Source organism: Pseudomonas sp. TE3786 (assembly GCF_054057335.1).
This window is the reverse complement of sequence record NZ_JBSRZF010000005.1, coordinates 29,713-43,023: the sequence shown is the minus strand read 5'-3', so window position 1 is coordinate 43,023 and position 13,311 is coordinate 29,713. Positions and strand designations below refer to the sequence as shown.

The window sequence follows — 13,311 nt, the reverse complement described above, 5'->3', positions numbered from 1 at the left end:
GGTTTCACGGCACCACGTACTGATAATTAGCTAAGTTGCAAAACACGAGCCAGGGACGTGGCGTCGTCTTCGGCCGTTCGCATCATCTTCACTTGCAGTTCGAACTGGCGGGACAGTGAGAGGATCGAGGTCATCTCCTCCACCGCGTTGACGTTGCTGGTCTCGACGAAACCGGAGGTCAGCTTGACGTTGTTATCCGCCAGCGGCGGCGTGTTGCCCTTGAAATGGATCATGCCGTCGAGGCCCTTCTCCATTTGCTTGAGGTCGGGGTTGACCAGCTTGATGCGGTCAACCTCGGCCAGCACGTTCGGCGCTTCGCCGAGGGCACGAATGGTGATGGTGCCGTCTTCGCCGATCTCCACCTTCTGCTCCGGCGGCACGGCAATCGGCCCGCCATTGCCCAATACCGGCAAACCGCTGCCGGTGCGCAACTGGCCAAGAGCATCGATCTTCAGGCTGGCGGTCCGCACATAGGCTTCGCTGCCATCGGCGGCTTGCACGGCCATCCAGCCCTGGCCACTGATGGCCACATCCATGGGGTTGCCGGTGTCCTGCAGGGTGCCGGGAGTGAAGTCGGTACCCGGGCGCTCGCTCATGGCGTAAACGCGCGAGGGAAAGCTGTCGCCGAACACCTGCATGGAACGCGCTTGTTCGAAGTCACGGCGAAAACCGTTGGTAGAGATGTTCGCCAAATTGTTGGCATGGGCGCGTTGGGCCAGAGTGTTCTGGCTAGCCCCTGTCATGGCGACGTACAGCATTTTATCCATGGTATTTCTCCGAGATTGGGCCCTGCCAAACGCTGGCGGCCTGCGGCTCTATGCAAGCTACAAAGCAGGCATCGTGCCAATCCCGAATATTTTCTGTACACCATTGATAAGAAAGGAATTTTATAAACAACAAAGGGCTTCCAAAGAAGCCCCTTGCAGGTCTGCGGCGACGGTTTGCCGCCAGCGGCAAGCGCCGGCGCCAAAGAGTTAACGCAGGTTGATGATGGTTTGCGTCACCGCGTTTTCGGTCTCGATGGTTTTGGCGTTGGCCTGATAGTTACGCTGCGCCACGATCAGGTCGACCAGCTCGGTGGAGATATCCACGTTGGAAGATTCCAACGCACCCGCCGTCAACGAACCGAGGGTGCCGGCACGCGGAGTACCGATTACCGGCTCACCGGAATCAGCGGATTGCACCCAGGAGGTTTTACCCACTGGGGTCAGACCCTGCACGTTGGCGAAGTTGGCCAGAATCACCTGCCCCTGAATCTTCGACTGACCGTTGGTGTAGCGGGCGAACATCTGCCCGGTGTCGTCGATTTCCAGGCCCGCCAGCTGGCCGGTGGTGTAACCGTCCTGGGTCACGGCGTTGACCGCGAAGGTGCTGGAGAACTGCGTGGAGCCGCGGATATCGAAGGAGATATTCGCCGCCGCGGTAGCGCCATTGGACGACCAGGTGGCCGGTGTCGCGCCATCCGACTGAGCCGGTACCCAGCCATCGATACTCAGCTGGTTGTTGGCGTAGGAAAGGCCCGGGGTGTTGGCGGTGATATTGGCCAGATCCAGCTGCCCGGAACCGTCGAACGGAATGGTCGCGCTCAGCGGCGTGGTGGCGGTCGGGTCGAGCGGGTTACGCCCGTCGATCAGCACATTCATGGTCCAGTTGTTCGCCACCGGCGGTGTTGCAGCCGGGTCGGCATTGTTCACGAAGTACTGAGTCATCACATGGGCGTTGCCCTGGGCGTCGTAAATATTCACCGACGTCGACGAGGTGTAGCTGGTGGGATCGCTCGGGTCGAATGGCGTGGTGGTCGGCGCCTTGCTGCTGGAGTTCAGGTTGAAGCTCTGGGAAATGGCGGTGGTGGCCTTCGGCGCCTGGTTGGAGGTCTGAATGCTCAGATCACCTACCACGCCATTTTGCAGCTGACCGTTGCCGTCTACCGAATAACCCTGCAGGCGATAACCGTTGTTGTCGACGACATAGCCGGACTTGTCGGTACCGAAGTAACCGGCACGGGTGTAGCTGATCGAACCGTTGTTGCTGGTGACGAAAAAGCCGTTGCCGTTGATCCCCATGTCCAGGGCGTTTTCGGTGTAATCGATGGTGCCCTGGTTGAACAGTTGGGCCACGTTGCCCAGCAACACGCCACTACCGATGGCGTTGCTGCTGGCGCCCATCATGGACGAGGAATACAGGTCCTGGAATTCGGCACGGGACTGTTTGAAGCCCACGGTGCCGGCGTTGGCGATGTTGTTACCAGTGATATTCAGGTCACTGGAGGCGGCCTTGATACCGCTAAGTCCGATATTGAACGACATGGGATGCTCCTGAACGCCGGGCTGCCGGCAGTTATTGACCTATCACTTGAACTTTGGAAATGCCGATGCTGCCGAGGCCCGCAAGGTTGAGCAGCATCTCGCCGCCATTCACACCCAGGGTCACGCTATCGACGTTGGCCGGCAGGCTGGTGCCCATCGCCACTTCTTTACCGCCTACCGACGCCAAGGCATCGAAGCTGTATTTGCCTGGCGGCAAGGTATTGCCGCTGGAGTCTTTGCCGTCCCACATAAAGGTGATCTGGCCGGTGGCTTGTTGCCCCAGATTGACCCGCGCCACCTGCGCACCCGTGCTGTCGAGCACGTTGACGTACAGGTTGTCGGTGCCACTGGTGAGGGCAATGCTGCCTTTGAAGGTTTCGCTGGTATCCACCACCGCGGTGTCGGACGACAGAATCACCTTGCGACCCACCAGCGACGAGGCCTGCAGCGCCTGCGAAGACTGGGTGCTGGAGAGAATGCTCTCCACGCTGGTGTTGAGATTGTCGAGACTTTCCACTTGGGTGAACTGGGCCAGTTGCGCCACGAATTCACTGTTGGTTTGTGGGTCCAGTGGGTTCTGGTTGTTCATTTGTGCAACCAACAATTGCAGGAACTGATCCTTGCCCAGGGACTTGTCCGTGCTGGTTGTGTCCTTGACGGCATACTGGTCCAGTATCGAACTCTGGGTGCTTACGCTATCGACGGCCATTTCTTTCCCCTACGTTCGGCTTACTGACCCAGGGTCAGAACCTTGGTCATCATTTGTTTGGCGGTATTCATCATTTCGGTGTTGGTCTGGAACGCGCGGCTGGCGGAAATCATGTCAGCCATCTCTTCCACCACATTGACGTTCGGGTAGTAGACGTAACCGTCCTTGTCCGCCGCCGGGTGATTGGGTTCGTAGCGCGGGGTCAGACTGCTCTGGTCTTCCACCACACCCATCACCTGTACGCCACGACCGGAGTTGTCCTGATCGGCAAACAGCGAACCACGGTCGCCGTTCTGCTGGGCTTGCTGGTCGGTGAACATGGTGGCGAACACCGGGTGACGGGCGCGGTAGGTCTTGTCGACGCTGGACGACACGGTCTCGGCGTTGGCGATGTTGCTGGAGATGGTGTTCAGGCGGGTGGTCTGAGCACTCATACCGGTACCGGCGATATTGAAGACACTGGAAAGGGACATGACGTTGGTCTCCGTTATTCGCCGCGAATCGCAGCAACAAGGCCTTTGAATTTGGCGTTCAGCAGAGTGAAGCTGGCTTGGAAATTCACCGCGTTCTCTGCGTAATTGGATTGCTCGATCTGCTCATCGACGGTGTTCTGGTCAATCGATGGCTGCGTCGGCACGCGGTAGTTCATGCCTGCGGTGCCGGCATCCAGCCCTTCAGCAGCAATATGGCTGGTGTTGGTGGTGGCCAGCGAGAAGGAACCGTTCTTGCTCTTGTCCGCCTGGGCGGCGAGCACCGAGGCGAAGTCCATATCACGGGCCTTGAAATTGGGGGTGTCGGCGTTGGCGAGGTTGTTGGCCAACACTTCGGCACGCTGGGAGCGAAAGCCCAATGCCTTTTCGTGAATGCCGAGTGCTGAATCGAAGCTGATGCTCATGTCTGCGAACCTTGCCAACTGGCGAACTGGTTTTCCGTGCAGAACAATTAGCAAAGCTTATGCCAACTAATTTAGCTCTTATAAATCAACTAGTTGAAAAATTATCCAGCTGATTTCAGCGCCGGACCGGCAAGGCTTTTCCGCTGCCCGGCAATGGCGACGGGGTTGCCGGTTGAGGGTTTGCCGCTTGCGGCAAATAACCAGCACTAGCGCAATGCGCCCGGCCATTGGGAGTTCCCGTCTACAAACTCAAGCGAAAAATGCCATAGGTGCGAGTGATTTCCCCTACTGAGTGAGCAAGGTCCACGCCGAACAATCGACACCCCTCAATACCGGCCAAAAACCTGTACTCAGTTAGGAAACATCCCATGCACCACCCAACAACACCGCGACTATCACTACTCACCCTCGCCACCCTGGCGACCCTTGCCATGGCATCCAACGCTCACGCGATGCGTAACGGTACGCAACTGATTGGCGGCCTGGTTCCGCACTGGGCCGTTGGCAATTTCAGTTGCTCCGGTACCCTGATTACACCTCGGGTGGTTTTAACCGCCGGACACTGCACGGAGGCCAATCCAACACTCGGCTTCTACCACCGCTTAACAGGACAAGTGTATTACGGCAACACAGCGAGCTATCCACAGCATCATGGCCCGTTCGGCGACGTGGGCATCGTAATGATGGATACCCGGTTCGGTGGCTCAGGCGACGTTTCGACGGCTCCTATTGCCACTTATCAGGAAGAAAAACAGGTCACCCAGGGCAGTGATAACCCGGCGACCAGTAAGACACCCTTGGTGATCTACGCAAAAGACACCCCCACCGGCAACTTCAGCACGAACGCCCGAATTGCAGACGCATATTGGGACCCGCGCCATAACGACCTCTCTGTAATTCCAGATGGCCCGCCAATGATTTATCGCTCTGCGCACACCTTCCGCGCACTGGAGCCCGAACGCATGGTGGGTACAGCTGACAACGGAAATTTCTTCAAGCCCGGGTTAGTTCAGCAACTGAGCCTCAACCTTTTAAGTGATCAAAATATCGACAAAGCGGTGATCATTGCCGCAGCAACAGACGCACTAGGTGAAAACGGCGGATCGCCTATCTTTGCCGGAGACAGTGGCGGTGGCATATTTTTTCGCATGCCCAATCAAACGCTACGGTTTTTCGGCGTTGTATCTAGCGTGTACGTCCACACTCGCGCTAGCCGTCACTGGCCGTGGGTGGTGCAAACTCTTATCGATAAGGGGCTGCGAGACGATGCAATTTCACTGAGTAAAAAAGTGCTGGGCATTGGCGACTGGGGTAGCAATGATCGCAGAGGCCAAGTGGGTCAGATTTACGTCTATGACAACCCATACACCCACAAGATTGAGTACTTCCGACTGGCGAGCGTCGATAGCTCTGGCCGTTACGGGTACTTCCCCATCAACAAAAAAGACAATGAATATTGGGAGTACCTGGGCACAACGCTGCCCGATTTCGAGCAAGCCACCACACCACTGGGGGTTTGGGGAGCGAATGATAAGCATGGCACGCTGGGCGATATCTACATCTACAACAACCCTTACTCGCGCCAAGTCGAATATTTCCGTCTTACCAACCTAGGCAGTGATGGTCGGTACTGGTACTTCCCGATTAATCAGAAGGACAACGAATACTGGAAATACCTTGGCACCGACCTCCCAACCCAGCCGGCAGACCCGCGTTTTTAAGGTATCCCGCTGAAATGCAAAACGCCCGAAGCATGGCTTCGGGCGTTTTTTTGAAAGGCTTACTTAACTTTGTAGATGATGCCAGGGCTGCATTGCACCATCTGATAGTGGTCCGGCAAGCCGTTAAGCGCTTCGGATGCGCCGAGGAACAGATAGCCCCCGGGCTTCAACGTGGCGTGAATGCGCAGCAGGATGTCCTTCTTCACCTCGGCGGAGAAGTAGATCAACACGTTGCGGCAAAACACAATGTCGAACTTCCCCAGACTGGCGTAGCTGTCCAGCAGGTTGAGCGCACGGAACTCCACGCGGGTGCGAATCGCCGGTTTAATCGCAAAACGCCCGGCACCTTTGGGGTCGAAGTAACGCTGCAAACGCTCCTGAGACAGACCGCGGCCAATGGCCAGGCTGTCGTACTCACCGGATTTACAGGCTTGCAGCATGGCGCTGGAGAGATCCGTCGCCACAATCTGCACGCCGCCCTTGAGCTGGCCCAGGTTGCTGCGCTCGAACTCATCGGTCGCCATCGACAGCGAGTAAGGCTCCTGCCCCGACGACGAGGCCGCCGACCAGATGCGCAATCGCGCGCTGGGATTGGCCTTGAGCAGCTCAGGGTAAACCCGGGTTTTCAATACTTCGAAGGGATAGGTGTCGCGAAACCACAGGGTTTCGTTGGTGGTCATGGCATCGACCACCTGCTCGCGCAAACCGCCGCGCGGCATGCCTTGCATGCGTTGCACCAGTTCGCCGAGGGTTTTGATGCTGTTCTGTTCCATCAGCTTGTTCAGCCGGCTGGAGACCAGATACTGCTTGTTGGCCCCCAACACAATGCCACAGGCCTTTTCCAGGAAAATCCGGAACTGCTCAAAATCCACGTTACCTGAAGACACTAGCGCTGCCTCACCATACATATAGGTTGCTCAAGGGCCGCAAGGCCCTCAGCCCTCATTCCGAAACATTGATGCGCTCAACCACGCGGGAAGCCAGATCGTCGGGACGGAACTTCGCGAGGAAATCGTCGGCCCCTACTTTCTTCACCATAGCCTGATTGAATACGCCCGACAGGGAAGTATGCAGGAGGATATGCAATTTCTGCATGCGCGAGTCCGCGCGAATCTCAGCCGTCAGGGTATAGCCATCCATTTCCGGCATCTCGATGTCGGAAATCAGCATGATGAATTCTTCTTCCGGACGCTTGCCCTCGTCTGCCAGCTTACGCAGGAAATCCAGGGCCTGTCGGCCATCGTTGAGGGCGGTAACTTCCACGCCCACCGACTGCAGACAGCGGGTGACCTGCTTGCGTGCCACTGACGAGTCATCAACGATCAGCACATGCTTGGTCACGGCCTTGCCTTGGGTTTCCACGTCGATCACACCCACACTGATCGCTTCGGAAATAGGCGCGACTTCGGCGAGGATTTTCTCCACGTCGATGATTTCCACCAGTTGCTGGTCCAGGTGGGTCACTGCCGTCAAGTAGTGATCGCGGCCAGTACCCTTGGGTGGCGGATGAATTTCTTCCCAGTTCATGTTGACGATGCGCTCGACCGAGCGCACCAGAAAGCCCTGAACCTTGGTGTTGTATTCGGTGATGATTACGAAGCTGCTGTCCAGATCAGTGAGCCCGGCCCGGCCGGTGGCCATCGACAGATCCAGAATAGGGATGGTGCCGCCACGAATATTGGCCACCCCGCGAACCACCGGGCTGGACTTGGGCATGATGGTGAGCTTGGGGCACTGCAGCACCTCTTTCACCTTGAACACGTTGATGCCATACAACTGCTTGCTATCAAGGCGGAATAACAACAGCTCCAGTCGGTTCTGCCCCACCAACTGCGTACGCTGGTTAACCGAGTCCATCACTCCGGCCATACCCTGCCCCTCTTTAAAGTTTTGACCACCGAACCCTGCTTAGCCTAGCAGCCGGCACGGGCTTTGCTTTGAAGCAAAACATGAAACTGAAAACGCCACTTTTCCGACACACGCCACGCCGACTACCTACTGTAATCGGATCATGGCTAGCTTTGCTGGCATTTAGCCACATGAATTACGCGACTGCTGAGCTGACATTACCTGAACAACTTATCGGCGCAAGCCAAGGCTTTCTTGAGGTCACGGTTCAAGACTATTTAGAGCGTAGCGAAATCCAGGCGCGGCAAGAGATTCAAATCAACCGACTCGACCCACGGTTGCAATTGCAGTTGTGCGACGAAGACCTGACTACTGCCCTGGAGAGTCCGGCGCAACCGGTTGGTCGGGTCACCGTCAGGGTCAGCTGCGAAGGGTCGACGCCCTGGACCGTATTCGTTCCAGCCCAGGTAAAGCTTTACCGCAAGGTGGTGATCGCCATTCGCCCACTCAAGCGCGCGACCGAACTCAGCGAGGCGGACGTCGCCCTGGTGGAGCGCGATGTGGGTTTACTGACCCAAGGCTACCTGACCGATATGAGCCAAGTGCTGGGCACCAAGCTGACCCGCGGGGTAATGACTGATCAGGTGCTGGCACCGGTCTCCATCGAACAGGCCGAAGCCATTCGCAAGAGCGACCAGGTGGTGATCAGTGCGAAAAAAGGCGGGATAAATGTACGCATGCCGGGCGAAGCGCTGTCGGATGGCGTGGTGGGTGAACAGATCCGCGTGCGGAATTTGAGCTCGCAGCGGGTGATCAGAGCCCGCGTGCTGGGGCCGGGACAGGTGGAAGTACAGATGTAGATGGTTTTTTGCGCGCATTTTGCCGTGGCTTTTCATACACTGACGGCCTGTAGGACGCGGCAAATGGCCTTGGGAAAAAAATTCTAAAGTTTTCTAAACCAGCGCCGACAAGCTAGGCAAGCGTCCAAACACCGTCTGAGGTTTTGCATCATGGTCATCGATATCAACCGGCTAAATAATGCCGCCGCGTCCACCAGCACTGGGCGTACCGCTACGACCCAAACTGGTAGCCGCAACGATACCGCGAGCGCCACTCAACCTGCCGCACCGGCTACAGCCGCCGAACAAAGCACCGCGAAAACCGGTGAATCGGTGCAGCTCAGCCAGCAGGCACAGCAGTTGCAGAAAGTTACCGACAAACTTAGTGAGCAACCGATTGTCGACAAAGAACGCGTCGCCCGCCTGAAACAGGCCGTGGCAGATGGCAGCTATCAGGTCGACAGCAAACGCGTTGCCAGTAAACTGCTCGATTTCGAATCCCAGCGTTAACCCTTGCAGGGCGACTCTGGGGGTGTTGTTGGACGCCTAACTCCGAGAGCTCGCCATGCACGATCAAACCCTGCTGCACCTGTTCACTCAAGACATCGGCACCGCCTCGCAGCTACTTGAACTGATCGACGCCGAATTCCAAGCCCTCACCGACCGCGACCTACCCCGCCTGGAAAGCATTCTGGCGGACAAGCAACCGCTGCTCGCCGTACTTGGCCAGCATGGCGGCGAGCGCAACAAGCTGCTTACCACACTCAATCTCAGCCCCGACCAGAGCGGACTCAACGCTGTGGCCGAACAATCGCCCATTGGCGGTGAACTGCTCGAGCGTGGTGCCGAGCTCAGTACCCTGCTGGAACGCTGCCAGGCCGCCAATATCCGCAATGGCCGGCTGATTCGCGTCAACCAGGCGTCAGTGGGTGGCATGCTCGGTATTCTGAGGGGCAATTCCGATACGCCAGGGCTCTATGACAGTCGCGGCGGTGCCGCTAGAATCGGCCAGCAGCGCCCGCTCAGTCAGGCCTGAACACCACTTATAACAAGGCGCAGGGGACGTACCGGCACAATGCCAGTATGCTAACGCCCCAGATGGATAGTGCCACAGCATTTTGCTCGGAGAATTCTGGACCGTGTCCAACCCCTTCGCCGCGGGTGATGGCCCGCAACCACCGAAAGTCCTCAAAGCTCCGTTGGAAGTTTTTGCTGCGCTGCGCCAGCTGGAAGAACATCGCGACCCGCTGATCATCACTTTCCATGAACGCTCCCAGCGCTTTCAGACCTTTATCATTCAGATCAACCGCGAGCGCGGCTTGGTGGCCCTGGATGAAATGGTGCCCAACGACGGCGAGCGCTTTTTGAAAGCGGGCGAGAGTTTTCGCATCGAAGGTTTCCATGAAGGCGTGCGCATCGCCTGGGAATACAAGCAGCAAGTACAGGTCGGGCAGCTGGAAGGTTCCAACTGCTACTGGTGCCCGATGCCCACGGAGGTGCTCTACCACCAGCGTCGCAATGCCTACCGCGCCCCACTGAAACAAGCCCAGGCGGTAAATATCGAACTAGGCGGCGATCGTTTGAAAGTGCCCGTCAAAGGCCAATTGCTGGATATCTCCGCCACGGGCTGCAAGCTGCGTTTTCCTGGCGATGCCGGCAAAGGTCTGCAACCGGGTCAGGTCTATGAGCGCCTGACCGCCAAGTTGCCTTTTGGCGTGATCACTACCGCCGTGGAGCTGCGCCATATGGTCTACGACGACAAGCTGGACCTCACCTTCGTCGGCATGCGCTTTCACCGTATGAACGGCCTCGAACAACGGCAGATCGACCGTTTCGTCTACCAGCTGCAACGCGAAGCGCGGCGTGACGATATCGACGACTAGCGCCGTAAGCGGCAAAAAAACGCCACCCATTGAGGTGGCGTTTTTGTTTCCGCGAAGCAACAACCAATCAGGTTGATTTGGAGTCGGCCGGATTTTCCACCGTCGCAGCCGGCTGGGTTTGCATCTGGTCATGCACGATCTGCTCATCGACCCGCGGATCCAAGGCTGCCACCAGCGGCGAGCTGGTCATGTTGTCCGGCATCGACATATGGTGCAGCGGTGCATCGTCCACCTGGTGCAGATTGGTCACCGCATCCGGGCGAATGCGCAGCACCAGCACCGCGGCGCAGAAGCTGACAAAGGCAAATAGCATATTGGCACCGAACTGACGCATCAGCCCACCCGCTACCAACGGCCCGATACAGGCACCAATGCCAAAGGTCACCAGCAAGATTGCCGTCAACGACACCCGCCGCTCGCCTTCCACATGGTCATTGGAAAACGCCACGGCCAAGGGATACAGGCTGAACTGCAACAGGCAGAGCACAAAGCCGACCGGTATCAGCACCTCCAGCGGCACCGTCGGCATCACTGCCAGTGGCAACGCCGCCACCACCAGCAGACCGGCGCAACCGCGGATCAGCACGGCACGATCATGACGGTCAGACAACCAACCCAACGGCCACTGCACCACCAAAGCCGCCAATACGCAGCAGCCCATAAACAGACCGACCTGTTCATTGCTCAGGCCCTGGCGCGCCGCGTACAACGGCGCTAACCCGTAGAACGAGCCGATGACCAAACCGGACACCAGTGTGGTGGTCAGCGACTGCGGCACCCGTTTGATAAAAAACCGTGGCTCCAACGGTGCCGGCCGCATGGGTGCCGGGTGGATCTTGCGTGTAACCGCTACCGGCACCAGGCACAGCGAGAAACACATCGCCACCAGAATCAACAACTCAAGGCCCAACGCCGGATGCAGCACCAGTACCAACTGGCCCAACACCAGGCCCAGATAGGAGGCAATCATATAGCCGGAGAACACCATGCCGCGCTGGCTGGCCTCGGCCTGCTCGTTCAGCCAACTCTCGATGACCATGTATTGGCACATCATGCCGACGCCGACGATGGCCCGCAGTACGACCCAGGCTGGCAGCCAATCGATCAGGCCATGGCCCAGCACCGCCGCGGTGACGATACCCGCGCAGGTGACATAGGCGCGAATATGCCCAACCCGGGCGATCAATCTATGGCCAACCTTGCCGCCGAGCACCAGGCCCAGGTAATACGCCGCCATCAATGCACCGACCCACAACGAGTCGGTTTTATCGGCGGCCAGACGCAGCCCGAGGTAGGTGCTCAACAGACCCGAACCGATCAGCATCAGCAGGCTGGCGAAGTAAAGCGCTCGAAAAGACTTCCAGATTCGATGCATCAGCTTTCCGAACGGCTCCTTGAATGGGGCCAGGCCAACAGGGCCTGGCGGGTGACACTTAGGCTTGGGCAGCCAACACGCGACGCTCCCAAGGGGTGATTTCATCGAAGAAGCTGGTGAGCTCCATCGTCTTAGTAGCAATGTAGCCGTCAATGAACTCGTTGCCGAACATCCCGCGGGCCAGTTCGCTGCGCTGCAGGCGGTCTATCGCAGCCTGCATCGTAGACGGCAGCCGCAAGGCATCCGGCACGTCGAACTCACCCTGGATGGCCGCTGTCGGTTGCAGTTCCTGCTCAATGCCATACAGGCCCGCAGCCAGACTGGCAGCCAGGGCCAGATAAGGGTTGGCGTCGGCGCCCGGCAGACGGTTCTCCACCCGCCGCGCCACCGGCGAACTGGCCGGAATGCGCAACCCGGCCGCGCGATTGTCGTGGGACCAGCACGCGTTGTTCGGCGACGCATAGGGATGGAACAGACGCTGATAGGAGTTCACGTTCGGTGCGAACAACAGGGTGAAATCGGCCAGCGCCGCTTGCTGCCCGGCAATGAACTGATAGAACGCCGGCGTCGCCTCGCCATCCGCCGCGGTGAAAATATTCCGCCCACTGCCCTCTTCCACCACGCTCTGGTGAATATGCATCGAGCTACCCGGTGTCTGCGCCAGCGGTTTGGCCATGCACACCACGGTCAGACCATGCTTGAGCGCCACTTCCTTGAGCAGGTGCTTGAACAGAAAAGTCTGATCCGCCAACAGCAGCGCGTCGCCGTGCAGCAGATTGATCTCGAACTGACTTACGCCCATCTCGTGCATAAAGGTGTCGCGCGGCAGACCCAGGGCCGCCATGCAGCGATAAACCTCGTTGAAGAACGGACGCAAACCGGCGTTCGACGACACACCAAACGCCGAACAGCCATCTTCACGACGACCGTTCAGACCCACTGGCGGCTGGAACGGCCGCTGCGGATCGGCATTGGGCGCGAAGACAAAAAACTCCAGCTCTGTTGCCACCACCGGTGCCAGACCACGGGCACGGTACTTGGCCAGCACACGCTTGAGCAGACCGCGGGTCGACAGCCCCGAGCTGCTGCCATCCAGCTCGTCCGCATCACAGATGGCCAGCGCACGAGGCACCTCGCTCCAGGGCAGACGGTGAATCTGCGTGGGCTCGGCATTCAGCGCCAGGTCACCATCGTCACCGCCATAGAACGGCGCTGGCGGGTAGCCACCCATGATGCATTGCAGCAACACACCTCGCGCCAGCTGCAGCCGGCGACCCTCCAGAAAGCCGGCGGCGGTCATCACTTTGCCGCGCGGCACACCGTTGAGGTCAGGGGTTACGCATTCGATTTCGTCGATGCCGGCCAAACGCTCGGCAAGGGAACTGGGGCCATCTGTACTCATAACTTCTTATCCTTGTTGAAGCCATTCCGCACGCTAGCGGAGGCGCGTACAAAATACGCATCGGCTGTTCAGGATTTCAAGCAGCGAGCACAGATAAAGCGCCATAGCGCTTGGCAAGCGGAATAAAGAGAGGGGTGAAACGGCACAGCGATGGTGTCCCCTGCTGGAGTCGAACCAGCATCTAGCCCTTAGGAGGGGCTTATTCTATCCATTGAACTAAGGAGACAAACGCGACAAGACGGCAATGCTGCCGACCGGCCGGCATGTTAACGGCGAGCAGCCGTTTTGTCATGTATTTGCCAGGCAGGAAAACGCTGCCGCCATCGGGGTGCA

14 protein-coding genes and 1 tRNA gene are annotated in these 13,311 nt (G+C 58.3%); 5 read left to right on the top strand and 10 right to left on the bottom strand.

Going from position 1 to position 13,311, the window contains the following annotated elements; all coding sequences use genetic code 11:
- Nucleotides 1-26: 26 nt before the first annotated feature.
- The 5 genes from ACVW0Y_RS07660 to flgB form a co-directional block, all read right to left on the bottom strand.
- A complete protein-coding gene (locus ACVW0Y_RS07660) occupies nt 27-767 on the bottom strand; it encodes a flagellar basal body rod protein FlgF (protein ID WP_457437247.1) in 741 nt (246 codons plus the stop codon).
- A 207-nt stretch (nt 768-974) separates the two neighbouring features.
- Complete coding sequence (gene flgE / locus ACVW0Y_RS07655; protein ID WP_457437245.1) at nt 975-2,306, bottom strand: flagellar hook protein FlgE; 1,332 nt, start codon at nt 2,304-2,306, stop codon at nt 975-977.
- A 31-nt stretch (nt 2,307-2,337) separates the two neighbouring features.
- Complete coding sequence (locus ACVW0Y_RS07650; RefSeq protein WP_457437243.1) at nt 2,338-3,015, bottom strand: flagellar hook assembly protein FlgD; 678 nt, start codon at nt 3,013-3,015, stop codon at nt 2,338-2,340.
- Nucleotides 3,016-3,035: 20 nt separating this feature from the next.
- On the bottom strand, nt 3,036-3,488 hold the full coding sequence (flgC, locus tag ACVW0Y_RS07645) for a flagellar basal body rod protein FlgC (protein ID WP_457437241.1): 453 nt from the start codon (nt 3,486-3,488) through the stop codon (nt 3,036-3,038).
- 14 nt (nt 3,489-3,502) lie between these two features.
- Nucleotides 3,503-3,910: a flagellar basal body rod protein FlgB gene (gene flgB / locus ACVW0Y_RS07640; protein ID WP_457437239.1), complete on the bottom strand. Its 408-nt coding sequence runs from the start codon at nt 3,908-3,910 to the stop codon at nt 3,503-3,505.
- Between the two features lie 368 nt (nt 3,911-4,278).
- Here flgB and ACVW0Y_RS07635 point away from each other — a divergent pair, with 368 nt between their 5' ends.
- On the top strand, nt 4,279-5,631 hold the full coding sequence (locus tag ACVW0Y_RS07635) for a trypsin-like serine protease (RefSeq protein WP_457437237.1): 1,353 nt from the start codon (nt 4,279-4,281) through the stop codon (nt 5,629-5,631).
- A 59-nt stretch (nt 5,632-5,690) separates the two neighbouring features.
- On the opposite strand, the gene cheR is transcribed toward ACVW0Y_RS07635, so the two are convergent.
- Complete coding sequence (cheR, locus tag ACVW0Y_RS07630) at nt 5,691-6,518, bottom strand: protein-glutamate O-methyltransferase CheR (RefSeq protein ID WP_457437235.1); 828 nt, start codon at nt 6,516-6,518, stop codon at nt 5,691-5,693.
- A gap of 55 nt (nt 6,519-6,573) precedes the next feature.
- Nucleotides 6,574-7,500, bottom strand: a complete 927-nt coding sequence (locus ACVW0Y_RS07625; RefSeq protein WP_457437233.1) for a chemotaxis protein CheV — start codon at nt 7,498-7,500, stop codon at nt 6,574-6,576.
- A gap of 80 nt (nt 7,501-7,580) precedes the next feature.
- Between ACVW0Y_RS07625 and flgA the strand changes: the two genes are divergently transcribed.
- The 4 genes from flgA to ACVW0Y_RS07605 all read left to right on the top strand — a co-directional run bounded on the left by flgA (nt 7,581) and on the right by ACVW0Y_RS07605 (nt 10,201).
- Nucleotides 7,581-8,339, top strand: a complete 759-nt coding sequence (gene flgA, locus ACVW0Y_RS07620; protein WP_457437231.1) for a flagellar basal body P-ring formation chaperone FlgA — start codon at nt 7,581-7,583, stop codon at nt 8,337-8,339.
- 150 nt (nt 8,340-8,489) lie between these two features.
- Entirely contained in the window at nt 8,490-8,828 is a 339-nt protein-coding gene (flgM, locus tag ACVW0Y_RS07615; protein WP_457437229.1) for a flagellar biosynthesis anti-sigma factor FlgM, read from the top strand.
- 55 nt (nt 8,829-8,883) lie between these two features.
- A complete protein-coding gene (locus ACVW0Y_RS07610; RefSeq protein WP_457437227.1) occupies nt 8,884-9,354 on the top strand; it encodes a flagella synthesis protein FlgN in 471 nt (156 codons plus the stop codon).
- Nucleotides 9,355-9,457: 103 nt separating this feature from the next.
- On the top strand, nt 9,458-10,201 hold the full coding sequence (locus tag ACVW0Y_RS07605) for a flagellar brake protein (RefSeq protein ID WP_457437225.1): 744 nt from the start codon (nt 9,458-9,460) through the stop codon (nt 10,199-10,201).
- Nucleotides 10,202-10,268: 67 nt separating this feature from the next.
- Here the strand turns inward: ACVW0Y_RS07605 and ACVW0Y_RS07600 are convergent, their stop codons facing one another.
- The 3 genes from ACVW0Y_RS07600 to ACVW0Y_RS07590 form a co-directional block, all read right to left on the bottom strand.
- Complete coding sequence (locus tag ACVW0Y_RS07600) at nt 10,269-11,576, bottom strand: MFS transporter (RefSeq protein WP_457437223.1); 1,308 nt, start codon at nt 11,574-11,576, stop codon at nt 10,269-10,271.
- Between the two features lie 58 nt (nt 11,577-11,634).
- Complete coding sequence (locus ACVW0Y_RS07595; protein WP_457437582.1) at nt 11,635-12,876, bottom strand: glutamine synthetase family protein; 1,242 nt, start codon at nt 12,874-12,876, stop codon at nt 11,635-11,637.
- A 253-nt stretch (nt 12,877-13,129) separates the two neighbouring features.
- A tRNA-Arg gene (locus tag ACVW0Y_RS07590) sits at nt 13,130-13,204 on the bottom strand.
- Between the last annotated feature and the right edge of the window lie 107 nt (nt 13,205-13,311).

Bases quoted from the DNA above. Each gene is read 5' to 3' on its own strand.
- flgC (WP_457437241.1), bottom strand. From the start codon at position 3,488: ATGTCCCTTTCCAGTGTCTTCAATATCGCCGGTACCGGTATGAGTGCT.
- ACVW0Y_RS07595 (WP_457437582.1), bottom strand. From the start codon at position 12,876: ATGACCGCCGCCGGCTTTCTGGAGGGTCGCCGGCTGCAGCTGGCGCGA.
- flgE (WP_457437245.1), bottom strand. From the start codon at position 2,306: ATGTCGTTCAATATCGGACTTAGCGGTATCAAGGCCGCCTCCAGTGAC.
- flgM (WP_457437229.1), top strand. From the start codon at position 8,490: ATGGTCATCGATATCAACCGGCTAAATAATGCCGCCGCGTCCACCAGC.
- ACVW0Y_RS07610 (WP_457437227.1), top strand. From the start codon at position 8,884: ATGCACGATCAAACCCTGCTGCACCTGTTCACTCAAGACATCGGCACC.
- ACVW0Y_RS07660 (WP_457437247.1), bottom strand. From the start codon at position 767: ATGGATAAAATGCTGTACGTCGCCATGACAGGGGCTAGCCAGAACACT.
- flgA (WP_457437231.1), top strand. From the start codon at position 7,581: ATGAAACTGAAAACGCCACTTTTCCGACACACGCCACGCCGACTACCT.
- ACVW0Y_RS07650 (WP_457437243.1), bottom strand. From the start codon at position 3,015: ATGGCCGTCGATAGCGTAAGCACCCAGAGTTCGATACTGGACCAGTAT.
- flgB (WP_457437239.1), bottom strand. From the start codon at position 3,910: ATGAGCATCAGCTTCGATTCAGCACTCGGCATTCACGAAAAGGCATTG.
- ACVW0Y_RS07625 (WP_457437233.1), bottom strand. From the start codon at position 7,500: ATGGCCGGAGTGATGGACTCGGTTAACCAGCGTACGCAGTTGGTGGGG.
- ACVW0Y_RS07600 (WP_457437223.1), bottom strand. From the start codon at position 11,576: ATGCATCGAATCTGGAAGTCTTTTCGAGCGCTTTACTTCGCCAGCCTG.
- ACVW0Y_RS07635 (WP_457437237.1), top strand. From the start codon at position 4,279: ATGCACCACCCAACAACACCGCGACTATCACTACTCACCCTCGCCACC.